Genomic DNA, 23,608 nt, shown 5'->3' with positions numbered 1-23,608 from the left:
CCCGGTCTCGGGGCACCGTGAAAAGTGCCCCGTAGGGCTGTAACGCGAACGCACCGAAGAGCGATCATCCATCCGGGTGGTCGCTCTTCGGCGTATCCGGAGGACCGACCACGGTTGCCTTGCACTCGCGACGGCGAGGGGTATGGTGATCTTCGTCGTGTCTCCGGCCAGTCTCGTTTGGACTGAGGGGCCTTGACGAACCGCACGCAGCGCGCAATTCTCAGGACGCGTCGTCACAAGGATCCGAATCCGAGGCATGGATCGACGGCGAAGAGGGCAGTATCAACGTGCGTTGAGGGCAGGCATGCCGAGGGCGTTGACAAGAGCGGTGAGCACAGCGAGGGTCTCGACAAACCCGCACTGGACATCAGTGTGCCAAGTGGCTACACTGACCCTTTGCGCTGCCTGTTAGCTGTCCCCTGCCCGTCACCAGGGGTCTGCCCTCACTCGAGCACCGATGACAAAAGCTCCCTTGACCTGGGGTTTCTGTCTCTGTGTGCGGGGGAGGGGCCGGCACGCGCGTAGTGAGTCCGAGCCCTCGGAAGGACCCCCTCTTGGCCGCCTCGCGCAATGCCTCGACCGCGAATACGAACAACGGCGCCAGCACCGCCCCGCTGCGCATCTCCTTTGCAAAGATCAAGGAGCCTCTCGAGGTTCCGAACCTGCTCGCGCTGCAGACCGAGAGCTTCGACTGGCTGCTCGGCAACACCGCCTGGCAGAGTCGGGTCGAGGAGGCTCTGGAGAACGGTCAGGACGTCCCCACCAAGTCCGGTCTGGAGGAGATCTTCGAGGAGATCTCCCCGATCGAGGACTTCTCCGGGTCGATGTCCCTGACGTTCCGGGACCACCGCTTCGAGCCGCCGAAGAACTCCATCGACGAGTGCAAGGAGCGCGACTTCACGTACGCCGCCCCGCTCTTCGTCACCGCCGAGTTCACCAACAACGAGACCGGTGAGATCAAGTCCCAGACGGTCTTCATGGGCGACTTCCCGCTCATGACGAACAAGGGCACCTTCGTCATCAACGGCACCGAGCGTGTCGTGGTGTCCCAGCTGGTCCGTTCCCCCGGTGTCTACTTCGACTCCTCCATCGACAAGACCTCCGACAAGGACATCTTCTCCGCCAAGATCATCCCCTCCCGGGGTGCCTGGCTGGAGATGGAGATCGACAAGCGCGACATGGTCGGTGTCCGCATCGACCGCAAGCGCAAGCAGTCGGTGACCGTCCTCCTGAAGGCGCTCGGCTGGACGACCGAGCAGATCCTTGAGGAGTTCGGCGAGTACGAGTCCATGCGCGCCACCCTGGAGAAGGACCACACCCAGGGCCAGGACGACGCGCTGCTCGACATCTACCGCAAGCTGCGCCCGGGCGAGCCCCCCACGCGTGAGGCCGCGCAGACGCTGCTGGAGAACCTCTACTTCAACCCCAAGCGCTACGACCTCGCCAAGGTCGGCCGCTACAAGGTGAACAAGAAGCTCGGTGCGGACGAGCCGCTGGACGCCGGCGTGCTCACCACCGAGGACGTCATCGCCACCATCAAGTACCTGGTGAAGCTGCACGCCGGTGAGACCGAGACGGTGACCGAGACCGGTCGCACGATCATGGTCGAGACCGACGACATCGACCACTTCGGCAACCGCCGTATCCGCAGCGTCGGTGAGCTGATCCAGAACCAGGTCCGTACGGGTCTCGCCCGTATGGAGCGTGTCGTGCGCGAGCGCATGACCACGCAGGACGTCGAGGCGATCACGCCGCAGACCCTGATCAACATCCGGCCGGTCGTCGCCTCCATCAAGGAGTTCTTCGGCACCAGCCAGCTGTCCCAGTTCATGGACCAGAACAACCCGCTGTCGGGGCTGACGCACAAGCGTCGTCTGAACGCCCTCGGCCCGGGTGGTCTCTCCCGTGAGCGGGCCGGCTTCGAGGTCCGTGACGTGCACCCCTCGCACTACGGCCGCATGTGCCCGATCGAGACGCCCGAAGGCCCGAACATCGGTCTGATCGGCTCGCTCGCCTCCTACGGCCGGGTCAACGCGTTCGGTTTCATCGAGACGCCGTACCGCAAGGTCGTCGACGGCCAGGTCACCGACGAGGTCGACTACCTGACCGCCGACGAGGAGGACCGCTTCGTCATCGCGCAGGCCAACGCGCCGCTGAACGACGAGATGCGGTTCGCCGAGGCCCGCGTGCTGGTCCGCCGCCGTGGCGGTGAGGTCGACTACGTCGGCCCCGAGGACGTGGACTACATGGACGTCTCGCCGCGCCAGATGGTGTCGGTCGCGACCGCCATGATCCCCTTCCTCGAGCACGACGACGCCAACCGTGCCCTCATGGGCGCGAACATGATGCGTCAGGCCGTGCCGCTGATTAAGTCCGAGGCGCCGCTCGTCGGCACCGGCATGGAGTACCGCTCCGCGGTCGACGCCGGCGACGTGGTCAAGGCCGAGAAGGACGGTGTGGTCCAGGAGGTCTCCGCGGACTACATCACCACCGCCAACGACGACGGCACGTACATCACGTACCGCCTGGCCAAGTTCTCCCGGTCCAACCAGGGCACCTCGGTCAACCAGAAGGTCATCGTCAACGAGGGCGACCGCGTCATCACCGGCCAGGTGCTGGCCGACGGTCCGGCCACCCAGAACGGCGAGATGGCCCTCGGCAAGAACCTGCTCGTGGCGTTCATGCCGTGGGAGGGTCACAACTACGAGGACGCGATCATCCTGTCGCAGCGCCTCGTGCAGGACGACGTCCTCTCCTCGATCCACATCGAGGAGCACGAGGTCGACGCCCGTGACACCAAGCTCGGCCCCGAGGAGATCACCCGGGACATCCCGAACGTCTCCGAGGAGGTCCTCGCCGACCTCGACGAGCGCGGCATCATCCGTATCGGTGCCGAGGTCATCGCCGGTGACATCCTCGTCGGCAAGGTGACCCCGAAGGGTGAGACCGAGCTGACCCCCGAGGAGCGCCTGCTGCGCGCGATCTTCGGTGAGAAGGCCCGTGAGGTCCGTGACACCTCGCTGAAGGTGCCGCACGGCGAGACCGGCAAGGTCATCGGTGTGCGCGTCTTCGACCGCGAGGAGGGCGACGAGCTGCCGCCGGGCGTGAACCAGCTGGTCCGCGTCTACGTCGCGCAGAAGCGCAAGATCACCGACGGTGACAAGCTCGCCGGCCGCCACGGCAACAAGGGTGTCATCTCCAAGATCCTGCCGATCGAGGACATGCCGTTCCTGGAGGACGGCACCCCGGTCGACATCATCCTGAACCCGCTGGGTGTGCCGTCCCGAATGAACCCGGGACAGGTCCTGGAGATCCACCTCGGCTGGCTCGCCAGCCGCGGCTGGGACGTCTCCGGCCTCGCGGACGAGTGGGCCCAGCGCCTGCAGGTCATCGGTGCCGACCAGGTCGCCCCGCGCACCAACGTCGCGACCCCGGTCTTCGACGGTGCCCGCGAGGACGAGCTGGCGGGTCTGCTGCAGCACACCATCCCGAACCGCGACGGCGAGCGCATGGTGCTTCCGTCCGGCAAGGCGCGGCTGTTCGACGGCCGCTCCGGTGAGCCGTTCCCGGACCCGATCTCGGTCGGCTACATGTACATCCTGAAGCTGCACCACCTGGTCGACGACAAGCTCCACGCCCGCTCGACCGGCCCGTACTCCATGATCACCCAGCAGCCGCTGGGTGGTAAGGCGCAGTTCGGTGGCCAGCGCTTCGGTGAGATGGAGGTGTGGGCCCTTGAGGCCTACGGCGCCGCGTACGCCCTCCAGGAGCTGCTGACCATCAAGTCCGACGACGTCACGGGCCGCGTGAAGGTCTACGAGGCCATCGTCAAGGGCGAGAACATCCCCGAGCCCGGCATCCCCGAGTCCTTCAAGGTGCTCATCAAGGAGATGCAGTCGCTCTGCCTGAACGTGGAGGTGCTGTCCAGCGACGGTATGTCCATCGAGATGCGTGACACCGACGAGGACGTCTTCCGCGCTGCGGAGGAGCTCGGTATCGACCTGTCCCGGCGCGAGCCGAGCAGCGTCGAAGAGGTCTGACGGGAGTCCGGCGGGGCCCTCACCCACAGGGCCCCGCCGACCCCCAGGCCCCCGTTTCAGACCAAAGACTTTCGACCCTGAGAGGGATTGACGCATAGTGCTCGACGTCAACTTCTTCGACGAGCTCCGGATCGGCCTGGCCACCGCTGACGACATCCGTCAGTGGAGCCACGGCGAGGTCAAGAAGCCCGAGACCATCAACTACCGCACCCTCAAGCCCGAAAAGGACGGACTCTTCTGCGAGAAGATCTTCGGTCCGACCCGGGACTGGGAGTGCTACTGCGGCAAGTACAAGCGCGTCCGCTTCAAGGGCATCATCTGTGAGCGCTGTGGCGTCGAGGTCACCCGCGCCAAGGTGCGCCGTGAGCGGATGGGCCACATCGAGCTGGCCGCGCCCGTCACGCACATCTGGTACTTCAAGGGTGTCCCGAGCCGTCTGGGCTACCTGCTCGACCTGGCCCCGAAGGACCTTGAGAAGGTCATCTACTTCGCCGCGTACATGATCACGTACGTCGACGAGGAGCGCCGTACCCGCGACCTGCCCTCCCTGGAGGCGCACGTCTCGGTCGAGCGCCAGCAGATCGAGAACCGCCGCGACGCCGACCTCGAAGGCCGCGCCAAGAAGCTTGAGACCGACCTGGCCGAGCTGGAGGCCGAGGGCGCCAAGGCCGACGTGCGCCGCAAGGTGCGCGAGGGTGCCGAGCGTGAGATGAAGCAGCTGCGCGACCGCGCGCAGCGCGAGATCGACCGCCTCGACGAGGTGTGGAACCGGTTCAAGAACCTCAAGGTCCAGGACCTGGAGGGCGACGAGCTGCTCTACCGCGAGCTGCGGGACCGCTTCGGTACGTACTTCGACGGTTCGATGGGTGCCGCGGCGCTGCAGAAGCGCCTGGAGTCCTTCGACCTTGAGGAGGAGGCCGAGCGGCTCCGCGAGATCATCCGCACCGGCAAGGGCCAGAAGAAGACCCGTGCCCTCAAGCGCCTGAAGGTCGTCTCCGCGTTCCTGCAGACGTCCAACAGCCCCAAGGGCATGGTCCTGGACTGCGTCCCGGTCATCCCGCCGGACCTGCGTCCGATGGTGCAGCTGGACGGTGGCCGCTTCGCGACCTCCGACCTGAACGACCTGTACCGCCGTGTCATCAACCGCAACAACCGTCTGAAGCGGCTCCTGGACCTCGGTGCCCCGGAGATCATCGTCAACAACGAGAAGCGCATGCTTCAGGAGGCTGTTGACGCCCTCTTCGACAACGGTCGTCGCGGCCGTCCGGTGACCGGCCCCGGTAACCGCCCGCTGAAGTCCCTCAGCGACATGCTGAAGGGTAAGCAGGGTCGATTCCGTCAGAACCTGCTCGGTAAGCGTGTGGACTACTCCGCGCGTTCCGTGATCGTCGTCGGTCCGCAGCTGAAGCTGCACCAGTGCGGTCTGCCGAAGGCGATGGCGCTGGAGCTGTTCAAGCCGTTCGTGATGAAGCGCCTGGTCGACCTGAACCACGCGCAGAACATCAAGTCGGCCAAGCGCATGGTCGAGCGTGGCCGCACGGTCGTGTACGACGTCCTCGAAGAGGTCATCGCCGAGCACCCGGTGCTGCTGAACCGTGCGCCCACCCTGCACCGCCTCGGCATCCAGGCCTTCGAGCCGCAGCTGGTCGAGGGCAAGGCCATCCAGATCCACCCGCTCGTCTGCACCGCGTTCAACGCGGACTTCGACGGTGACCAGATGGCCGTGCACCTGCCGCTGTCCGCGGAGGCGCAGGCCGAGGCCCGCATCCTGATGCTGTCCTCGAACAACATCCTCAAGCCGGCCGACGGCCGTCCGGTGACGATGCCGACCCAGGACATGGTCCTCGGTCTGTTCTTCCTCACCACCGACGGCGAGCTGCGTGACACCAAGGGCGAGGGCCGGTCGTTCGGCTCCACGGCCGAGGCGATCATGGCGTTCGACGCCGGCGAGCTGGCGCTGCAGTCGGCGATCGACATCCGCTTCCCGGTGGGCACCATCCCGCCGCGCGGCTGGACCCCGCCGGTGCGCGAGGAGGGCGAGCCCGAGTGGCAGCAGGGTGACACCTTCCGCCTGCGGACCACCCTGGGCCGTGCGCTCTTCAACGAGCTGCTGCCCGAGGACTACCCGTTCGTCGACTACTCGGTGGGCAAGAAGCAGCTCTCCGAGATCGTCAACGACCTCGCCGAGCGCTACCCCAAGGTCATCGTGGCGGCGACGCTCGACAACCTGAAGGCGGCCGGCTTCTACTGGGCCACCCGTTCCGGTGTCACCGTCGCCATCTCCGACGTCGTCGTTCCCGAGGCGAAGAAGGAGATCGTCCGCGGCTACGAGGCGCAGGACGAGAAGGTCCAGAAGCAGTACGAGCGCGGTCTGATCACCAAGGAAGAGCGCACTCAGGAGCTCATCGCGATCTGGACCAAGGCGACCAACGAGGTCGCCGAGGCGATGAACGAGAACTTCCCCAAGACGAACCCCATCTTCATGATGGTTGACTCGGGTGCCCGAGGAAACATGATGCAGATGCGGCAGATCGCCGGTATGCGTGGTCTGGTGTCGAACGCCAAGAACGAGACGATTCCGCGTCCGATCAAGGCGTCCTTCCGTGAGGGCCTGTCCGTGCTGGAGTACTTCATCTCCACGCACGGTGCCCGTAAGGGTCTCGCGGACACCGCTCTGCGTACCGCCGACTCGGGTTACCTGACCCGTCGTCTGGTGGACGTCTCGCAGGACGTCATCATCCGCGAGGAGGACTGCGGCACCGAGCGCGGCCTCAAGCTGGCGATCGCCGAGCGGGGCGAGGACGGTGTCCTGCGCAAGACGGAGAACGTCGAGACGTCCGTGTACGCGCGCTGCCTCGCCGAGGACATCGTGGTCGACGGCAAGGTGCTGGCCCCGGCCGGTACCGACCTCGGCGACGTGCTCATCGACGAGCTGGTCAGGAACGGCGTCGCGGAGGTCAAGACCCGCTCGGTCCTGACCTGCGAGTCCGCCGTCGGCACCTGCGCGATGTGCTACGGCCGTTCGCTCGCCACCGGCAAGCTGGTCGACATCGGTGAGGCGGTCGGCATCATCGCCGCCCAGTCCATCGGTGAGCCCGGTACCCAGCTGACGATGCGTACCTTCCACACCGGTGGTGTGGCCGGTGACGACATCACCCAGGGTCTGCCGCGTGTCGTCGAGCTCTTCGAGGCCCGTACCCCGAAGGGTGTCGCCCCGATCTCCGAGGCGAGCGGCCGCGTCCGCATCGAGGAGACCGAGAAGACGAAGAAGCTCGTCGTCACCCCGGACGACGGCAGCGACGAGACGGCGTTCCCGATCTCCAAGCGTGCCAAGGTCCTGGTCAGCGAGGGCGAGCACGTCGAGGTGGGCCAGCAGCTCACCGTGGGTGCCACCAACCCGCACGACGTGCTGCGCATCCTGGGTCAGCGTGCCGTCCAGGTCCACCTGGTCGGCGAGGTCCAGAAGGTGTACAACTCGCAGGGTGTGTCGATCCACGACAAGCACATCGAGATCATCATCCGGCAGATGCTGCGCCGTGTGACGATCATCGAGTCCGGCGACGCCGAGCTGCTGCCCGGCGAGCTGGTCGAGCGCTCGAAGTTCGAGACCGAGAACCGTCGTGTGGTCCAGGAGGGCGGTCACCCGGCCTCCGGTCGTCCGCAGCTCATGGGTATCACCAAGGCCTCGCTGGCCACGGAGTCCTGGCTGTCGGCGGCGTCCTTCCAGGAGACGACCAGGGTCCTGACGGACGCGGCGATCAACGCCAAGTCCGACTCCCTGATCGGCCTCAAGGAGAACGTCATCATCGGTAAGCTCATCCCGGCCGGTACGGGTCTGTCCCGCTACCGCAACATCCGGGTCGAGCCGACCGAGGAGGCCAAGGCCGCGATGTACTCGGCCGTCGGCTACGACGACATCGACTACTCGCCGTTCGGCACCGGCTCCGGCCAGGCCGTTCCGCTGGAGGACTACGACTACGGTCCGTACAACCAGTAAGCGAGCAGCTTGAACCGAAGGGCGGTCACCCGCGAGGGTGGCCGCCCTTCGGCGTGCGCGGGCGTTCATTCGAGTGATCGTGTGGTGTCGCCGGGCGCCGACGGGAGGCTGACGGCGCCGGCGTGCGAAGTTGAGGGGCGAAGGGCGGGCCGGACCGTAGCGGAGGTGCCGAGGTCATGATGTCTACTCGCACCCGCGGCCTCGCCGTGGCGGCGGTAGTCGCCGCCCTGGCGGGCATGACGGGCTGCAAGGACACGAACGGGGCCACGCCGGCCACGCCGAGGACCGGGGCCATGGCAACGCTGGCCCGCCTGTTCCCCGGCAGCGATTCGAGTGGTAAGCCCCGGCAGATCCATATGCCGTCGGTGGGAGTGGGCAAGACGGCTGCCGGGAAGGTGGAGCTGGTCAACACCACGAGCCGGCCCATCACCGTCAACAGCGTCTCCGCCACCACGGACCAGGGCACGGCAACGATCGCCCAGGACGGCTGCACCCACGTCGAGGTGCCGTCCGGAGGCCACTGCGAGGTCGAACTCCAGCACAACGGGTCGCAGGCGGGTGCGTACCACGGACAGCTGACCGCCGTCATCTCGACGGGTCAGACGATCGTCGCGACCTTCGCGGGAGAGGCGCTCGGGTCCGTGACCACGACCCCGGTCTCCCCGACGACGACCACACCGACGACGACCACGCCGACTCCGGCTCCCGACGCGACGACCACGACTCCGGGGCCCACCGACACCGTGACCACCCGGTCGCCGACGCCCCTGCCCGACACCACGGACACCGGGACCGGCAGCCCGACACCGCCCCCGACGTCGACCGCCCCGTCCAGTGCCGGCACGACCTGAGCACCGTGCCTCTGCGTCATACGCCGCGGAACTCCACCCAGACGTTGTCGTCGTCGGGCAGCACCACCACCATCCGGTCCACGAAGTGGGAGGTGGAGGAGACCAGATAGAAGCGGTTCAGGCTCTTCGCGATCAGGCGAAAGCCGCTGTACTGGAATCGGTACGGCCCCTTCGTGCTGCCCCAGTCGTAGAACTCGATGTCCTGGGCGTTGTGGGTGAGGGGGAAGCGCGAGTGGACCACCACCTTCAGGCTCTGCCGATAGCCTCCATCGGCGTCCTCCTGGGCGTCGCTGCGACCCTCCACCGTCGCGCACTGCGCCACCTGCAGGAACAGACCCATCGCCAGCAGCCCGAGCAGCACGGCACCGCCCGTCAGCCACAGTGCGTCGCCGGTGCCGCCCTGCCGGACGCGCTCGCTCCTGCGCTCGCCCAGGCGCAGCTGTGTGGCGAAGAAGGCCAGGGTGGCGCCGAGAGCGATGATCAGGGGAGACAGGAAGTCGAGCCACGGTCCTCCCGGCAGGGGGGCCAGCAGATGGGTCTGGAAGACGGGGAAGCCCACGATCGTCATGACCAGACCGACGGCGAGGAGCCAGCGGATCACCCTGTGCCGCCGTACCGCGTGCTCGGGCAGGGCCAGGAAGTGCCCGAGGCGGCCGAGCACCAGCAGGACGAGCGCCCCGCCGACCAGCAGGCACCACAGGGGCAGGAAGACCGGGCCCGGCGCCCTGGCGACCAGGGCCTGGTAGGACAGCTGCAGATCGCCCGCGGGCACCCCGAGCTCGGCGTAGTACTTCTCGGTGTAGGTGGTGCCGATGTAGTAGAGCAGGCCCACGACGACGGTCCCAGGGGCCGCGATGTATGCCGCCTTGTCGAAGAGCGTCAGCTTCTGCGAGGGCGGAGGCGGCACCTGCGAAGGGGACGGGGGCTCCTGCGGCGCGGACATGACCCCAGTCTGTCGACGGCCCCAGCGGCCCGCACCCGGGACCACCCCGCCCGGCTGACCTGCCACGCCGGTCCGCGTCCCGTGGATGGGAACGCGGATTCGAAGATCACCTAGGGTACGGGGACTTGACATTCCTCGCAGCCCGGGGCGGGCGGGTCCCATTTGTTTTGACCACAGCGAATGAGGTAGGTACGCTCAGACCTTGTGCCTGGGGTGTGCCCTGGCTCTCGTGCGTGCCTTCAGACCGCATGGCGAGCCGCGACCGGCCACCGTAATTGCGCCCTTTTCGCCTTGCGGCGAGAGTCTGCGGGATTCGACACACCCGACCGCGTGGGTCGGCGACGTTCCAGGTTAGCTGTACCCATCGGCACACAGAAACCGGAGAAGTAGTGCCTACGATCCAGCAGCTGGTCCGTAAGGGCCGGCAGGACAAGGTCGAGAAGAACAAGACGCCCGCACTTGAGGGTTCCCCTCAGCGTCGTGGCGTCTGCACGCGTGTGTTCACGACCACCCCGAAGAAGCCGAACTCGGCCCTGCGTAAGGTCGCGCGTGTGCGTCTGACCAGCGGGATCGAGGTCACCGCTTACATTCCGGGTGAGGGACACAACCTGCAGGAGCACTCCATCGTGCTCGTGCGCGGCGGCCGTGTGAAGGACCTGCCGGGTGTTCGCTACAAGATCATCCGTGGCTCCCTCGACACCCAGGGTGTCAAGAACCGCAAGCAGGCCCGTTCCCGCTACGGCGCCAAGAAGGAGAAGTAAGAATGCCTCGTAAGGGCCCCGCCCCGAAGCGCCCGGTCATCATCGACCCGGTCTACGGTTCTCCTCTGGTCACGTCGCTCATCAACAAGGTGCTGCTGAACGGCAAGCGCTCCACCGCCGAGCGCATCGTCTACGGCGCCATGGAGGGTCTGCGTGAGAAGACGGGCAACGACCCGATCATCACGCTGAAGCGCGCGCTGGAGAACATCAAGCCGACCCTCGAGGTCAAGTCCCGCCGTGTCGGTGGTGCGACCTACCAGGTCCCGATCGAGGTCAAGCCCGGTCGCGCCAACACCCTCGCGCTGCGCTGGCTCGTCGGTTACTCCCGCGCCCGTCGTGAGAAGACCATGACCGAGCGTCTGCTCAACGAGCTCCTCGACGCCTCCAACGGCCTCGGTGCCGCTGTGAAGAAGCGCGAGGACACGCACAAGATGGCCGAGTCCAACAAGGCCTTCGCGCACTACCGCTGGTAGTCGCAGTCCACATCGAGACCGAGAGAAGACTGAAGCCTTATGGCTACCACTTCGCTTGACCTGGCCAAGGTGCGCAACATCGGCATCATGGCCCACATCGACGCGGGCAAGACGACCACCACCGAGCGGATCCTGTTCTACACCGGCGTTTCGTACAAGATCGGTGAGGTCCACGACGGCGCTGCCACCATGGACTGGATGGAGCAGGAGCAGGAGCGTGGCATCACGATCACCTCTGCTGCCACCACCTGCCACTGGCCGCTGGAAGACGTCGACCACACCATCAACATCATCGACACGCCGGGCCACGTCGACTTCACCGTCGAGGTGGAGCGCTCCCTGCGCGTGCTCGACGGTGCCGTGACGGTGTTCGACGGCGTCGCCGGCGTTGAGCCCCAGTCCGAGACGGTGTGGCGTCAGGCGGACCGCTACGGCGTTCCGCGTATCTGCTTCGTCAACAAGCTCGACCGCACCGGTGCCGAGTTCCACCGCTGTGTCGACATGATCGTCGACCGCCTGGGCGCGCAGCCGATCGTCATGCAGCTCCCGATCGGTGCCGAGGCCGACTTCAAGGGCGTCGTGGACCTGGTCCGCATGAAGGCGCTCGTGTGGTCCGCCGAGGCGACCAAGGGCGAGATGTACGACGTCGTCGACATCCCGGACACGCACGCCGAGGCCGCCGAGGAGTGGCGCGGCAAGCTGGTCGAGGCCGTCGCCGAGAACGACGAAGAGATCATGGAGCTGTTCCTGGAGGGCCAGGAGCCCACCGAGGAGCAGCTGTACGCCGCGATCCGTCGTATCACCATCGCGTCCGGCAAGGGCACCGGCACCACCATCACGCCGGTGTTCTGCGGTACCGCGTTCAAGAACAAGGGCGTCCAGCCCCTGCTCGACGCGGTCGTGCGCTACCTGCCGTCCCCCGTTGACATCGAGGCCATCGAGGGCCACGCGGTCAGCGACGCGGACGAGATCATCAAGCGCAAGCCGTCCGACGACGAGCCGCTGTCGGCGCTGGCGTTCAAGATCATGAGCGACCCGCACCTCGGCAAGCTCACCTTCGTCCGGGTCTACTCGGGCCGCCTGGAGTCCGGCACCGCCGTGCTGAACTCCGTCAAGGGCAAGAAGGAGCGCATCGGCAAGATCTACCGCATGCACGCCAACAAGCGTGAGGAGATCGAGTCGGTGGGCGCCGGTGACATCGTCGCCGTCATGGGCCTGAAGCAGACCACCACCGGTGAGACGCTGTCCGACGACAAGAACCCGGTCATCCTGGAGTCCATGGACTTCCCGGCGCCGGTCATCCAGGTCGCCATCGAGCCCAAGTCGAAGGGTGACCAGGAGAAGCTGGGCGTCGCGATCCAGCGCCTGGCCGAGGAGGACCCGTCCTTCCAGGTCCACTCGGACGAGGAGACCGGCCAGACCATCATCGGTGGTATGGGCGAGCTGCACCTTGAGGTGCTGGTCGACCGTATGCGCCGTGAGTTCAAGGTCGAGGCCAACGTCGGCAAGCCGCAGGTCGCGTACCGCGAGACGATCCGCAAGGCCGTCGAGCGCGTGGACTACACCCACAAGAAGCAGACCGGTGGTACCGGTCAGTTCGCCAAGGTGCAGATCGCGATCGAGCCCATCGAGGGCGGCGACGCCTCGTACGAGTTCGTGAACAAGGTCACCGGTGGCCGCATCCCGAAGGAGTACATCCCTTCGGTGGACGCCGGTGCGCAGGAGGCCATGCAGTTCGGCATCCTCGCGGGCTACGAGATGACCGGTGTCCGCGTGACGCTGATCGACGGTGGCTACCACGAGGTCGACTCCTCCGAGCTCGCCTTCAAGATCGCCGGCTCGCAGGCCTTCAAGGAGGCCGCGCGCAAGGCTTCGCCCGTGCTGCTTGAGCCGATGATGGCCGTCGAGGTCACCACGCCCGAGGACTACATGGGCGAGGTCATCGGCGACATCAACTCCCGCCGTGGCCAGATCCAGGCCATGGAGGAGCGGGCTGGTGCCCGCGTCGTGAAGGGCCTCGTGCCCCTGTCGGAGATGTTCGGCTACGTCGGCGACCTCCGCAGCAAGACGTCGGGTCGCGCAAGCTACTCGATGCAGTTCGACTCCTACGCCGAGGTTCCGCGGAACGTCGCCGAGGAGATCATCGCGAAGGCCAAGGGCGAGTAACGCACCGCGTTCCCACGCCGTAGGCTTGACTCCGGAGCCTCAGGGGGCAAACAACCGTAAACCCGGATGTTTGCCCCCGGTTCCGGGCCTTTACAGCAAAGATCACCTGGCGCCGATGAAGTAAGGCGTACAGAACCACTCCACAGGAGGACCCCAGTGGCGAAGGCGAAGTTCGAGCGGACTAAGCCGCACGTCAACATCGGCACCATCGGTCACATCGACCACGGTAAGACGACCCTCACGGCCGCCATTACCAAGGTGCTGCACGACGCGTACCCGGACCTGAACGAGGCCACCCCGTTCGACAACATCGACAAGGCGCCCGAGGAGCGCCAGCGCGGTATCACCATCTCCATCGCGCACGTCGAGTACCAGACCGAGGCGCGTCACTACGCCCACGTCGACTGCCCGGGTCACGCGGACTACATCAAGAACATGATCACCGGTGCCGCCCAGATGGACGGCGCGATCCTGGTGGTCGCCGCGACCGACGGCCCGATGCCGCAGACCAAGGAGCACGTGCTCCTGGCCCGCCAGGTCGGCGTTCCGTACATCGTCGTCGCCCTGAACAAGGCCGACATGGTGGACGACGAGGAGATCCTGGAGCTCGTCGAGCTCGAGGTCCGTGAGCTCCTCTCCGAGTACGAGTTCCCCGGCGACGACGTTCCGGTCGTCAAGGTCTCCGCTCTCAAGGCCCTCGAGGGCGAGAAGGAGTGGGTGGACTCCGTCCTCAACCTGATGAACGCGGTCGACGAGTCCATCCCGCAGCCGGAGCGCGACGTCGACAAGCCGTTCCTCATGCCGATCGAGGACGTCTTCACGATCACCGGTCGCGGTACGGTCGTCACCGGCCGTATCGAGCGTGGTGTCCTGAAGGTCAACGAGACCGTCGACATCATCGGCATCAAGACCGAGAAGACCACCACCACGGTCACCGGCATCGAGATGTTCCGCAAGCTGCTCGACGAGGGCCAGGCCGGTGAGAACGTCGGTCTGCTGCTCCGCGGCATCAAGCGCGAGGACGTCGAGCGCGGCCAGGTCATCATCAAGCCGGGCTCGGTCACCCCGCACACGGAGTTCGAGGCTCAGGCCTACATCCTGTCCAAGGACGAGGGTGGCCGCCACACGCCGTTCTTCAACAACTACCGCCCGCAGTTCTACTTCCGTACGACGGACGTGACCGGCGTGGTGACCCTCCCCGAGGGCACCGAGATGGTCATGCCGGGTGACAACACCGAGATGACGGTGTCGCTCATCCAGCCCGTCGCCATGGAAGAGGGCCTGAAGTTCGCCATCCGTGAGGGTGGCCGCACCGTGGGCGCCGGCCAGGTCACCAAGATCGTCAAGTAAGTTCCGCTTGCTTGAGGGTCGTCTGACCTGAAGGTCTCCAGACCTGACGGGAGGCCCGTACGACTTCGGTCGTACGGGCCTCTTCGCGTTCCCCCTGCGGGGTCACTGCATGTTCTGCAGCAGCGGATGGTCGTACGACCGCTCGCACACGTACACCTGGAGGCTGTAGCTGCGGCCGATGTTGATCTGGGTGTCGAGCGCCGGACCGAGGAAGTGGTAGCCGGTGTACCCGGCGTCCTCCACCGGCCGCCAGCTGCCGCTGCCGCCGTCCCACTCGGTGCCGTCGACGGTGAGCAGGGGCCGCATCCCGGCGCCGCACTCGGCGCAGGCCATGGGGAAGGGGTCGGAGAAGCTCCAGGGCGCGTGGCCGCCGAGCTTCCACCCCGGGGCGACCGCGAGGTCGTACTGGTAGCAGAGCCCCGGCTCGTCCTCGTCCTCGCTCTCCTGCTCCCACTCCTCGATCCGGTCGGCCAGCTCCTCCGGCAGCTCGTGCGGGGCCGGGTACTCGGTGACGGTCTCGGGGTGCAGCACACACGGTTCGGGCAGATAGTGATCGCTGCCGATCACGGCCGGCCGTGGGGGAGCGCCGAGCTGGGTGACGACATCGGCGGCCCTGCGCCAGCGCAGCTCGACCCGGGGCACGTAGCCGTCCTCGGGGTGATCGAAGGGGCACCACAGCACCTGCAGCAGATCCGTGCCTTCGGGCCGGGGCAGCGTCGGCACGTCGGCGGCGCGTATCTGCGCGACCGGCACCATCGGCACGGGTCCGTCCTGTGCTATCCGGCGGGACTTGGTCCCCAGGTCGACCAGCGCGCGCTCCTCCTCGCTCAGCAGGTCGGCGTCCTCCGGGCGGGTACGGGCCCAGGCCGCGCGCAGCACACGCCGGCCGACATGGACGTCCTCGGGCGCGACACCCCGGTGCCAGGGCCCCGCGTGCTCCGGACAGCTCGGCCACTCCTCGTCGGCCGGCCACAGCAGGGGCCCGCCGACGGAACTCTCCGCCGCCGTGGGCGCGCCGGCGCGCGGGTGCAGGCGTACGGCGGTGCGGGCGAGCGGGGCCAGCTCCGGGAAGTGCGCGGTGACGTCGAGAGGGCGGGGCGGAGTCGTACGGGTCATGGCCGGAGGGTACTGGGCCCCGGGTCAGCCGCGGGGAAGGAGACCTCGGCCCAGACGGTCTTGCGCGGGTGCCGTCCATGGGTGACGCCCCAGCGGTCGGCGAAGGCCTCGACGAGGAGGAGCCCGCGGCCTGATTCCCCCTCCGCGGGCGCCAGTTGTGGCCGGGGGAGGCGGTCCCCACGCGTGTCGGTGACCTCGATACGGAGCGTGTGCCCGACGAGGTACAGCAGCAGCTGGAAGTCGCGGCCGGGCACGCGGCCATGTGTGGCGGCGTTCGCGGCGAGCTCGGCGACGATCTGTGTCGGCCTTTCCAACGGCATTCCCCAGGTACGGAGTTGTTGCTCGGCGAGCAGCCGGGCGAGGCGGGCGCCACGTGGCGTGGGGGACAACCGGACACTGAAGTGGGGGACGGGCGAGGCGAGTTGGTTTTCAGGGGCAGCCATTTCTTGATTCACGTCACTCAGCGTGGCCGAACCTGCTTCCGTGAGTGAGTGACAACGCCTCTGCGTACGGTGACTGTCCCCGGTTTGTCTCGGCTGTCTCGGCTGTCTCGGGCGTTGTACGGGTACGAGTGCGCGGCGGAGGAGGAGCCATGGGTGAGGGAGTGGACGAGGCCGGTTGGGACGTCGAGCCCGGGGACGAGATCGAGCCGGTGGTCCAGGCGGTGGGGCGGCTGCTCAAGGTGTGCCGGGAGGCGGCCGGCGTGAGCGTGCCCGAGCTGAGCGAGGCGATGGGGTACGGCGAGGACATGATCCGCAAGATCGAGCGGGGTGCCCGTATCCCTCGCCCGGAGTTCCTGGACAGGGCGGACCAGCTCCTGAAGGCTCAGGGACACCTGAGGGCCTTCATGGAGGACATGAAGAGGGCTCGGTACCCGAAGAAGGTGCGGGAGCTGGCGGAGCTGGAGGGGCGGGCTGTGGAGATGTTGCTGTACGGCAGCCACAACATCCATGGCCTGTTGCAGACGCCGGAGTACACACGCACGATCTTCGAGATGAGGCAGCCGGCGCTCGCCGAAGACGTGGTAGAGCGGGAGACCGCGGCTCGCATGGCCCGGAAGGCTGTCTTCGAACGGGAGCCCGCCCCGACGCTCGGTTTCGTCCAGGAACAGGTGACTCTCGAACGCCCCTACGGTGGGAAAATGGTGCTGCGCCGACAACTCGAACACCTCTTGGAGGTAGCGCAGTTGCGGAATGTCACGCTTCAGGTCATGCCGACCGACCGCGAGGAGCACGCCGGAGCGGCGGGCCCGATCGAGGTGCTGAAGTTCGCCGACGGGACGGCGATCGGACGTTCCGAGGGTGCGTTCAACGGCCGCCCGGTTTCCAGCCCCAAGGATCTCCGGATCCTGGAACTGTGCTATGGCATGATCCGGGCGCAGGCCCTCACGCCGAGGGAGTCGCAGGCCTTCATCGAGCAAGCGCTGGGGAGACTATGAGCACCGCCGAACTCCATTGGTTCAAGAGCAGCTACAGCAGCAGCAACGAACCCGGCGACTGCCTCGAAGTCGCCCCCACTCCCGCCACCATCCACATCCGCGACTCCAAGAACCCCGAGGGTCCCCGGCTCGCCGTCACCCCCGCCACCTGGTCCGACTTCGTCACGTCCTTCAAGATCATGAACATGCTATCTTCGTAGCCGACCAAGATCATCTGATGTGGTCTCAGATAGCTTATTCAGGAGGAACTGTGTTTTCCGCAGTACGGGGGAAGCGCGCCATGGCGGTGACCGGTCTCGCGGTCGCCGCCGCGATCGGTGGCGCGACGCTGGCCACGCCGGCCTACGCCGACGACGTCTACGGCCACTGCACCGGTGACGGTGTCCGCATCCGGTCCACCCCCAGCACCTCGGGCGCCGTGCTCGGCCTCTGCTACCGCGGCGACCGCCTGGCGCACCGGGACGTGTCCGGTGACGGCCAGTGGGACCGCGTCTACGACGTCGACAGCGGTGTCAGCGGCTGGATGTCCCACGGCTACTACAGCTGGTGACGTACCCCACTGAGGTACCGGTGAGGATCTAGGGAGAGGGCCGCCCGGCCGTGCGCCAGGGCGGCCTTTTCTCGTTGTGGCGGGCTCGGGAGCGCGTGGGGTCGCCCACCCGGTTTGACCTACGTCACCTTCGGGGTAATCTCTTCGGCTCGATTGGCGGAGCCCCCGGCCCGTATGGCAGACTGTCCGAGTTGCTCGGTCGAGTGTTGATGCTGCGCGCCTCCCGCCGGGAGGACCGGAAGCGAGTCCCACAGTACTCGTCGTCCTAACTGCCTGAGGGCAGCACTGGGGCGGACGTACGGGAATCTTCCGGGAAGTGTGAGCGCGACACCGGCCAGGCGCCCGGTGGGCCCGAGGTCCCCGGTCCGCGGTTCCGGAAGGGCCGTCGCATTCCCCGCAGGGATGTTCGAACAAGGGGCATCTGTGTCAGCGGGATCGCGACACACCCGACCGCGTGGGTCGGAGAAACGACGGCAGCAGAAGGAATCCGCCGGGTTCCAGAGCGTAAGAGAGACAGGACTACTGAGTAGCCATGGCGGGACAGAAGATCCGCATCCGGCTCAAGGCCTACGACCACGAGGTCATCGACTCCTCGGCGAAGAAGATCGTCGAGACGGTGACCCGCACTGGTGCGTCGGTCGCGGGCCCGGTGCCGCTGCCCACTGAGAAGAACGTGTACTGCGTCATCAAGTCGCCGCACAAGTACAAGGACTCGCGCGAGCACTTCGAGATGCGCACGCACAAGCGCCTGATCGACATCCTCGACCCGACGCCCAAGACCGTTGACTCTCTGATGCGACTCGACCTCCCGGCCGGTGTCGACATCGAGATCAAGCTCTGAGGGCTGGTGATCTGAGAATGGCTAAGCAGATCAAGGGCATCCTGGGCGAGAAGCTCGGCATGACGCAGGTGTGGGACGAGAACAACCGTGTTGTTCCGGTCACCGTCGTCAAGGCCGGCCCCAACGTCGTCACCCAGGTCCGCACGAACGACGTCGACGGCTACGAGTCCGTCCAGATCGCGTTCGGCGAGATCGACCCGCGCAAGGTGAACAAGCCCCTCAAGGGCCACTTCGCCAAGGCCGACGTCACTCCCCGCCGCCACCTCGTCGAGATCCGTACCGCTGACGCCAGCGAGTACACCCTCGGCCAGGAGATCACCGCTGAGGTGTTCGAGGCCGGCATCAAGGTCGACGTGACCGGCAAGAGCAAGGGCAAGGGCTTCGCCGGTGTCATGAAGCGTCACAACTTCAAGGGCCTCGGCGCCGGACACGGCACCCAGCGCAAGCACCGCTCGCCCGGTTCCATCGGTGGCTGCGCCACCCCGGGCCGCGTGTTCAAGGGCCTCCGCATGGCGGGTCGTATGGGCAACGAGCGGGTCACCACCCAGAACCTGACCGTCCACGCCGTTGACGCGGAGAAGGGTCTGCTGCTCATCAAGGGCGCGGTTCCCGGTCCGAACGGCGGCCTCGTCCTGGTCCGCACCGCGGCCAAGGGGGCCTGAGGTAACCGATGAGCACTGTTGACATCCTTTCGCCGGCGGGCGAGAAGGCCGGTTCCGTCGAGCTCCCCGCGGAGATCTTCGACGTGGAGAAGATCAGCATCCCGCTGATCCACCAGGTCGTCGTCGCGCAGCTGGCCGCTGCCCGTCAGGGCACGCACAAGACCAAGACCCGTGGCGAAGTCCGTGGTGGTGGCAAGAAGCCGTACCGCCAGAAGGGCACCGGCCGCGCCCGTCAGGGCTCGACCCGCGCGCCGCAGTTCGCCGGTGGTGGCGTCGTGCACGGTCCCGTGCCGCGTGACTACTCGCAGCGCACCCCGAAGAAGATGAAGGCCGCGGCCCTGCGCCACGCCCTCACCGACCGGGCGCGTCACAACCGCATCCACGTCGTCTCCGGCGTGGTCGAGGGCGCGAACCCCAGCACCAAGGCCGCCAAGAGCCTGTTCGGCAAGATCAGCGAGCGCAAGAACCTGCTCCTGGTCGTCGACCGTGCCGACGAGGCCGCGTGGCTGTCCGCCCGCAACCTGCCCCAGGTCCACATCCTGGAGCCGGGCCAGCTGAACACGTACGACGTTCTCGTCTCGGACGACGTGGTCTTCACCCAGGCCGCTTTCGAGTCCTTCGTGTCTGGCCCCAAGGCCGCTGACACCGAAGGGAGCGAGGCCTGATGGCTACGCGTCACCCGAGCATTGCCTCGAAGGCCGCCAAGGCCGCCAAGGCCGCGCGCGTCGCCAAGGCGCGTCGCCACGCCGCCGAGGGCAAGAACACCGTCGAGACGCCGCTGAGCAAGTCCTTCACGGACCCCCGTGACGTGCTGCTCAAGCCGGTCGTCTCCGAGAAGAGCTACGCGCTCCTCGACGAGAACAAGTACACGTTCGTCGTCGCCCCGGGCGCCAACAAGACCCAGATCAAGCAGGCCGTCCAGGCGGTCTTCTCGGTCAAGGTCACCGGGGTCAACACGATCAACCGCCAGGGCAAGCGCAAGCGCACGAAGACCGGTTTCGGTCAGCGTGCCGGCAGCAAGCGCGCGATCGTGACCCTCGCCGAGGGCGACCGTATCGACATCTTCGGCGGTCCGACCGCCTAAGGGCGGTCCGGATCGTCCGATATCGGACGAGGACTGAGAAATGGGAATCCGCAAGTACAAGCCGACTACGCCGGGCCGTCGTGGCGCCAGCGTCGCCGACTTCGTCGAGGTCACGCGGTCCACGCCGGAGAAGTCGCTGGTCCGCCCCCTGCACAGCAAGGGCGGCCGTAACAACGCCGGTCGTGTGACCGTTCGCCACCAGGGTGGCGGACACAAGCGCGCCTACCGTGTGATCGACTTCCGTCGTCACGACAAGGACGGCGTGCCGGCGAAGGTCGCGCACATCGAGTACGACCCCAACCGCACCGCGCGCATCGCGCTGCTGCACTACGCCGACGGCGAGAAGCGCTACATCCTCGCCCCGCGCAACCTGCAGCAGGGTGACCGCGTCGAGAACGGTCCCGGGGCCGACATCAAGCCGGGCAACAACCTGGCCCTCCGCAACATCCCGGTCGGTACCACGATCCACGCGATCGAGCTCCGTCCCGGTGGCGGTGCCAAGTTCGCCCGCTCCGCCGGTGCCTCCGTGCAGCTGCTCGCGAAGGAGGGCTCGATGGCCCACCTCCGCATGCCGTCCGGTGAGATCCGCCTGGTCGACGTCCGCTGCCGCGCCACCATCGGTGAGGTCGGCAACGCCGAGCAGAGCAACATCAACTGGGGTAAGGCCGGCCGTAAGCGGTGGCTGGGCGTTCGCCCGACCGTCCGTGGTGTGGTCATGAACCCGGTTGACCACCCGCACGGTGGTGGTGAGGGCCGGACCTCCGGTGGTCGCCACCCTGTGTCCCCGTGGGGCAAGAAGGAAGGCCGTACTCGTTCGCCCAAGAAGGCGTCGAACAAGTACATCGTCCGCCGCCGCAAGACGAACAAGAAGCGCTAAGGACGGGTTGAGATGCCTCGTAGCTTGAAGAAGGGGCCCTTCGTCGACGACCACCTGATCAAGAAGGTGGACACGCAGAACGAAGCCGGCACCAAGAACGTCATCAAGACCTGGTCCCGTCGCTCGATGATCGTCCCGGCCATGCTCGGCCACACGATCGCGGTGCACAACGGCAAGACCCACATCCCGGTGTTCGTCACCGAGTCGATGGTCGGTCACAAGCTCGGCGAGTTCTCGCCGACGCGCACCTTCCGGGGTCACGTCAAGGAAGACCGGAAGTCGAAGCGCCGCTAGTAGCGGATCGCATTCAGACACGTAAGTAACTGAAGGGACAACCATGGAAGCCAGGGCCCAGGCGCGGTACATCCGCGTCACGCCCATGAAGGCCCGCCGCGTGGTGGACCTCATCCGTGGCATGGACGCCACGGAGGCCCAGGCTGTTCTGCGATTCGCTCCGCAGGCAGCCTCCGTGCCGGTCGGCAAGGTGCTCGACAGCGCCATCGCCAACGCCGCGCACAACTACGACCACACCGACGCCGACAGCCTCTACATCTCCGAGGCCTACGTCGACGAGGGCCCGACCCTGAAGCGGTTCCGTCCGCGCGCCCAGGGCCGTGCCTACCGGATCCGCAAGCGGACCAGCCACATCACCGTGGTCGTCAGCAGCAAGGAAGGAACCCGGTAATGGGCCAGAAGGTTAACCCGCATGGGTTCCGGCTCGGTGTCACGACCGACTTCAAGTCGCGTTGGTACGCCGACAAGCTGTACAAGGACTACGTCAAGGAAGACGTCGCCATCCGTCGGATGATGACGTCCGGCATGGAGCGCGCCGGCATCTCGAAGGTTGAGATCGAGCGCACCCGTGACCGCGTGCGGGTGGACATCCACACCGCTCGTCCGGGCATCGTCATCGGCCGCCGTGGCGCCGAGGCCGACCGCATCCGCGGCGACCTCGAGAAGCTCACGGGCAAGCAGGTCCAGCTGAACATCCTCGAGGTCAAGAACCCCGAGACCGACGCTCAGCTGGTTGCCCAGGCCGTTGCCGAGCAGCTCTCCTCCCGCGTCTCCTTCCGCCGCGCCATGCGTAAGAGCATGCAGTCGGCGATGAAGGCCGGCGCCAAGGGCATCAAGATCCAGTGCGGCGGCCGCCTCGGTGGCGCCGAGATGTCCCGCTCGGAGTTCTACCGCGAGGGCCGCGTGCCCCTGCACACGCTCCGCGCGAACGTGGACTACGGCTTCTTCGAGGCCAAGACGACCTTCGGCCGCATCGGTGTGAAGGTCTGGATCTACAAGGGCGACGTCAAGAACATCGCCGAGGTCCGCGCCGAGAACGCTGCGGCCCGTGCGGGTAACCGCCCGGCCCGTGGTGGTGCCGACCGCCCGGCCCGTGGTGGCCGTGGTGGCGAGCGGCGCGGTCGCAAGCCGCAGCAGGCTGCTGGCGCCGAGGCCCCCAAGGCCGAGGCTCCCGCGTCCGCTCCGGCTGAGAGCACCGGAACGGAGGCCTGACCGAAATGCTGATCCCCCGTAGGGTCAAGCACCGCAAGCAGCACCACCCGAAGCGCAACGGTATGTCCAAGGGTGGAACGCAGGTTGCGTTCGGCGAGTACGGCATCCAGGCGCTGACCCCGGCCTACGTGACGAACCGCCAGATCGAGGCGGCCCGTATCGCGATGACCCGTCACATCAAGCGTGGCGGCAAGGTCTGGATCAACATCTACCCGGACCGTCCCCTCACCAAGAAGCCGGCCGAGACCCGCATGGGTTCCGGTAAGGGTTCTCCGGAGTGGTGGATCGCGAACGTCAAGCCCGGACGTGTGATGTTCGAGCTGTCGTACCCCAACGAGAAGATTGCGCGTGAGGCCCTCACTCGTGCGGCTCACAAGCTGCCGATGAAGTGCCGGATCGTCAAGCGCGAGGCAGGTGAAGCGTGATGTCGGCCGGTACCAAGGCGTCCGAGCTGCGCGAGCTGGGCAACGAGGAGCTTCTGGCGAAGCTCCGCGAGGCCAAGGAAGAGCTGTTCAACCTCCGCTTCCAGGCGGCGACCGGGCAGCTCGAGAACCACGGCCGTCTCAAGGCGGTCCGCAAGGACATCGCCCGGATCTACACCCTCATGCGTGAGCGTGAGCTCGGCATCGAGACGGTGGAGAACGCCTGATGAGCGAGAAGAACGTGACTGAGAACACTGAGGCGCGCGGTTTCCGCAAGACCCGTGAGGGCCTCGTCGTCAGCGACAAGATGGACAAGACCGTCGTCGTCGCCGTCGAGGACCGCGTCAAGCACGCGCTGTACGGCAAGGTCATCCGCCGTACGAACAAGCTCAAGGCGCACGACGAGCAGAACGCCGCGGGTGTCGGCGACCGCGTCCTCCTCATGGAGACCCGGCCGCTGTCCGCGACGAAGCGCTGGCGCGTCGTCGAGATCCTCGAGAAGGCCAAGTAATCCCTCCTAGGGGGACCCCC

The 23,608-nt window shown here is 66.8% G+C and carries 24 protein-coding genes; 21 read left to right on the top strand and 3 right to left on the bottom strand.

The window, feature by feature from the left end:
- The first annotated feature begins 554 nt into the window (after nt 1-554).
- From rpoB to IE244_RS08165, 3 genes are all read left to right on the top strand, one after another.
- Nucleotides 555-4,040 carry a DNA-directed RNA polymerase subunit beta gene (gene rpoB, locus IE244_RS08175; protein ID WP_191871962.1) on the top strand — a complete coding sequence of 1,162 codons (3,486 nt, stop codon included), beginning with the start codon at nt 555-557 and terminating at the stop codon, nt 4,038-4,040.
- Between the two features lie 97 nt (nt 4,041-4,137).
- Nucleotides 4,138-8,037 carry a DNA-directed RNA polymerase subunit beta' gene (locus tag IE244_RS08170; RefSeq protein ID WP_191871960.1) on the top strand — a complete coding sequence of 1,300 codons (3,900 nt, stop codon included), beginning with the start codon at nt 4,138-4,140 and terminating at the stop codon, nt 8,035-8,037.
- A gap of 179 nt (nt 8,038-8,216) precedes the next feature.
- Nucleotides 8,217-8,888, top strand: a complete 672-nt coding sequence (locus IE244_RS08165; RefSeq protein ID WP_191871958.1) for a hypothetical protein — start codon at nt 8,217-8,219, stop codon at nt 8,886-8,888.
- A gap of 16 nt (nt 8,889-8,904) precedes the next feature.
- On the opposite strand, the gene IE244_RS08160 is transcribed toward IE244_RS08165, so the two are convergent.
- Entirely contained in the window at nt 8,905-9,831 is a 927-nt protein-coding gene (locus IE244_RS08160; RefSeq protein WP_191871956.1) for a hypothetical protein, read from the bottom strand.
- Nucleotides 9,832-10,220: 389 nt separating this feature from the next.
- Between IE244_RS08160 and rpsL the strand changes: the two genes are divergently transcribed.
- The 4 genes from rpsL to tuf all read left to right on the top strand — a co-directional run bounded on the left by rpsL (nt 10,221) and on the right by tuf (nt 14,581).
- Nucleotides 10,221-10,592 carry a 30S ribosomal protein S12 gene (rpsL, locus tag IE244_RS08155; RefSeq protein ID WP_003948652.1) on the top strand — a complete coding sequence of 124 codons (372 nt, stop codon included), beginning with the start codon at nt 10,221-10,223 and terminating at the stop codon, nt 10,590-10,592.
- 2 nt (nt 10,593-10,594) lie between these two features.
- On the top strand, nt 10,595-11,065 hold the full coding sequence (rpsG, locus tag IE244_RS08150; RefSeq protein WP_003992340.1) for a 30S ribosomal protein S7: 471 nt from the start codon (nt 10,595-10,597) through the stop codon (nt 11,063-11,065).
- Nucleotides 11,066-11,104: 39 nt separating this feature from the next.
- Complete coding sequence (gene fusA, locus IE244_RS08145) at nt 11,105-13,231, top strand: elongation factor G (protein WP_191871955.1); 2,127 nt, start codon at nt 11,105-11,107, stop codon at nt 13,229-13,231.
- A gap of 156 nt (nt 13,232-13,387) precedes the next feature.
- Nucleotides 13,388-14,581, top strand: coding sequence for an elongation factor Tu (gene tuf, locus IE244_RS08140; protein ID WP_031167057.1), 1,194 nt, complete (start codon nt 13,388-13,390; stop codon nt 14,579-14,581).
- A gap of 102 nt (nt 14,582-14,683) precedes the next feature.
- Here the strand turns inward: tuf and IE244_RS08135 are convergent, their stop codons facing one another.
- The gene (locus IE244_RS08135; protein ID WP_191871953.1) at nt 14,684-15,697 is read right to left on the bottom strand and encodes a hypothetical protein; all 1,014 of its coding nucleotides are present in this window, start codon (nt 15,695-15,697) and stop codon (nt 14,684-14,686) included.
- Entirely contained in the window at nt 15,694-16,140 is a 447-nt protein-coding gene (locus IE244_RS08130; protein WP_229854000.1) for an ATP-binding protein, read from the bottom strand. The genes IE244_RS08135 and IE244_RS08130 overlap by 4 nt, the downstream gene beginning before the upstream one ends.
- 149 nt (nt 16,141-16,289) lie before the next feature.
- Here IE244_RS08130 and IE244_RS08125 point away from each other — a divergent pair, with 149 nt between their 5' ends.
- The 14 genes from IE244_RS08125 (at nt 16,290) to rpsQ (ending at nt 23,588) form a co-directional block, all read left to right on the top strand.
- Nucleotides 16,290-17,135: a helix-turn-helix domain-containing protein gene (locus IE244_RS08125; RefSeq protein ID WP_191871950.1), complete on the top strand. Its 846-nt coding sequence runs from the start codon at nt 16,290-16,292 to the stop codon at nt 17,133-17,135.
- Nucleotides 17,132-17,335 (top strand): DUF397 domain-containing protein, encoded by a 204-nt coding sequence (locus IE244_RS08120; protein ID WP_191871948.1) that lies wholly within the window; start codon nt 17,132-17,134, stop codon nt 17,333-17,335. The genes IE244_RS08125 and IE244_RS08120 overlap by 4 nt, the downstream gene beginning before the upstream one ends.
- An 80-nt stretch (nt 17,336-17,415) precedes the next feature.
- Complete coding sequence (locus IE244_RS08115) at nt 17,416-17,685, top strand: SH3 domain-containing protein (RefSeq protein ID WP_191871946.1); 270 nt, start codon at nt 17,416-17,418, stop codon at nt 17,683-17,685.
- Between the two features lie 532 nt (nt 17,686-18,217).
- Entirely contained in the window at nt 18,218-18,526 is a 309-nt protein-coding gene (gene rpsJ, locus IE244_RS08110; protein ID WP_003948644.1) for a 30S ribosomal protein S10, read from the top strand.
- A gap of 17 nt (nt 18,527-18,543) precedes the next feature.
- Entirely contained in the window at nt 18,544-19,188 is a 645-nt protein-coding gene (rplC, locus tag IE244_RS08105) for a 50S ribosomal protein L3 (RefSeq protein ID WP_020135811.1), read from the top strand.
- Nucleotides 19,189-19,196: 8 nt separating this feature from the next.
- Nucleotides 19,197-19,853 carry a 50S ribosomal protein L4 gene (gene rplD, locus IE244_RS08100; protein WP_031167072.1) on the top strand — a complete coding sequence of 219 codons (657 nt, stop codon included), beginning with the start codon at nt 19,197-19,199 and terminating at the stop codon, nt 19,851-19,853.
- Nucleotides 19,853-20,272, top strand: a complete 420-nt coding sequence (rplW, locus tag IE244_RS08095; RefSeq protein ID WP_031167074.1) for a 50S ribosomal protein L23 — start codon at nt 19,853-19,855, stop codon at nt 20,270-20,272. Before rplD ends, rplW begins: the two co-directional genes overlap by 1 nt.
- Before the next feature lie 40 nt (nt 20,273-20,312).
- Entirely contained in the window at nt 20,313-21,149 is an 837-nt protein-coding gene (gene rplB, locus IE244_RS08090; protein ID WP_031167077.1) for a 50S ribosomal protein L2, read from the top strand.
- A gap of 12 nt (nt 21,150-21,161) precedes the next feature.
- Nucleotides 21,162-21,443 carry a 30S ribosomal protein S19 gene (rpsS, locus tag IE244_RS08085; protein ID WP_073753479.1) on the top strand — a complete coding sequence of 94 codons (282 nt, stop codon included), beginning with the start codon at nt 21,162-21,164 and terminating at the stop codon, nt 21,441-21,443.
- Nucleotides 21,444-21,486: 43 nt separating this feature from the next.
- On the top strand, nt 21,487-21,834 hold the full coding sequence (gene rplV, locus IE244_RS08080) for a 50S ribosomal protein L22 (RefSeq protein WP_019329637.1): 348 nt from the start codon (nt 21,487-21,489) through the stop codon (nt 21,832-21,834).
- A complete protein-coding gene (rpsC, locus tag IE244_RS08075; protein ID WP_003998826.1) occupies nt 21,834-22,655 on the top strand; it encodes a 30S ribosomal protein S3 in 822 nt (273 codons plus the stop codon). Before rplV ends, rpsC begins: the two co-directional genes overlap by 1 nt.
- 5 nt (nt 22,656-22,660) lie before the next feature.
- The gene (gene rplP / locus IE244_RS08070; protein WP_009190136.1) at nt 22,661-23,080 is read left to right on the top strand and encodes a 50S ribosomal protein L16; all 420 of its coding nucleotides are present in this window, start codon (nt 22,661-22,663) and stop codon (nt 23,078-23,080) included.
- Nucleotides 23,080-23,304, top strand: coding sequence for a 50S ribosomal protein L29 (gene rpmC / locus IE244_RS08065; RefSeq protein WP_007494763.1), 225 nt, complete (start codon nt 23,080-23,082; stop codon nt 23,302-23,304). Before rplP ends, rpmC begins: the two co-directional genes overlap by 1 nt.
- Complete coding sequence (gene rpsQ / locus IE244_RS08060) at nt 23,304-23,588, top strand: 30S ribosomal protein S17 (protein ID WP_153539280.1); 285 nt, start codon at nt 23,304-23,306, stop codon at nt 23,586-23,588. The genes rpmC and rpsQ overlap by 1 nt, the downstream gene beginning before the upstream one ends.
- Nucleotides 23,589-23,608 lie beyond the last annotated feature (20 nt).

The sequence above is a fragment of the Streptomyces filipinensis genome (assembly GCF_014649495.1).
Taxonomy (GTDB): domain Bacteria; phylum Actinomycetota; class Actinomycetes; order Streptomycetales; family Streptomycetaceae; genus Streptomyces; species Streptomyces filipinensis.
This window is presented reverse-complemented; position numbering and strand designations above follow the sequence as displayed.

Coding starts and splice junctions, on each gene's coding strand:
- IE244_RS08165 (WP_191871958.1), top strand. CDS start 8,217: ATGTCTACTCGCACCCGCGGCCTCGCCGTGGCGGCGGTAGTCGCCGCC.
- IE244_RS08160 (WP_191871956.1), bottom strand. CDS start 9,831: ATGTCCGCGCCGCAGGAGCCCCCGTCCCCTTCGCAGGTGCCGCCTCCG.
- rpsG (WP_003992340.1), top strand. CDS start 10,595: ATGCCTCGTAAGGGCCCCGCCCCGAAGCGCCCGGTCATCATCGACCCG.
- fusA (WP_191871955.1), top strand. CDS start 11,105: ATGGCTACCACTTCGCTTGACCTGGCCAAGGTGCGCAACATCGGCATC.
- IE244_RS08135 (WP_191871953.1), bottom strand. CDS start 15,697: ATGACCCGTACGACTCCGCCCCGCCCTCTCGACGTCACCGCGCACTTC.
- IE244_RS08130 (WP_229854000.1), bottom strand. CDS start 16,140: ATGGCTGCCCCTGAAAACCAACTCGCCTCGCCCGTCCCCCACTTCAGT.
- IE244_RS08125 (WP_191871950.1), top strand. CDS start 16,290: ATGGGTGAGGGAGTGGACGAGGCCGGTTGGGACGTCGAGCCCGGGGAC.
- IE244_RS08120 (WP_191871948.1), top strand. CDS start 17,132: ATGAGCACCGCCGAACTCCATTGGTTCAAGAGCAGCTACAGCAGCAGC.
- IE244_RS08115 (WP_191871946.1), top strand. CDS start 17,416: ATGGCGGTGACCGGTCTCGCGGTCGCCGCCGCGATCGGTGGCGCGACG.
- rpsJ (WP_003948644.1), top strand. CDS start 18,218: ATGGCGGGACAGAAGATCCGCATCCGGCTCAAGGCCTACGACCACGAG.
- rplC (WP_020135811.1), top strand. CDS start 18,544: ATGGCTAAGCAGATCAAGGGCATCCTGGGCGAGAAGCTCGGCATGACG.
- rplD (WP_031167072.1), top strand. CDS start 19,197: ATGAGCACTGTTGACATCCTTTCGCCGGCGGGCGAGAAGGCCGGTTCC.
- rplW (WP_031167074.1), top strand. CDS start 19,853: ATGGCTACGCGTCACCCGAGCATTGCCTCGAAGGCCGCCAAGGCCGCC.
- rplB (WP_031167077.1), top strand. CDS start 20,313: ATGGGAATCCGCAAGTACAAGCCGACTACGCCGGGCCGTCGTGGCGCC.
- rpsS (WP_073753479.1), top strand. CDS start 21,162: ATGCCTCGTAGCTTGAAGAAGGGGCCCTTCGTCGACGACCACCTGATC.
- rplV (WP_019329637.1), top strand. CDS start 21,487: ATGGAAGCCAGGGCCCAGGCGCGGTACATCCGCGTCACGCCCATGAAG.
- rpsC (WP_003998826.1), top strand. CDS start 21,834: ATGGGCCAGAAGGTTAACCCGCATGGGTTCCGGCTCGGTGTCACGACC.
- rplP (WP_009190136.1), top strand. CDS start 22,661: ATGCTGATCCCCCGTAGGGTCAAGCACCGCAAGCAGCACCACCCGAAG.
- rpmC (WP_007494763.1), top strand. CDS start 23,080: ATGTCGGCCGGTACCAAGGCGTCCGAGCTGCGCGAGCTGGGCAACGAG.
- rpsQ (WP_153539280.1), top strand. CDS start 23,304: ATGAGCGAGAAGAACGTGACTGAGAACACTGAGGCGCGCGGTTTCCGC.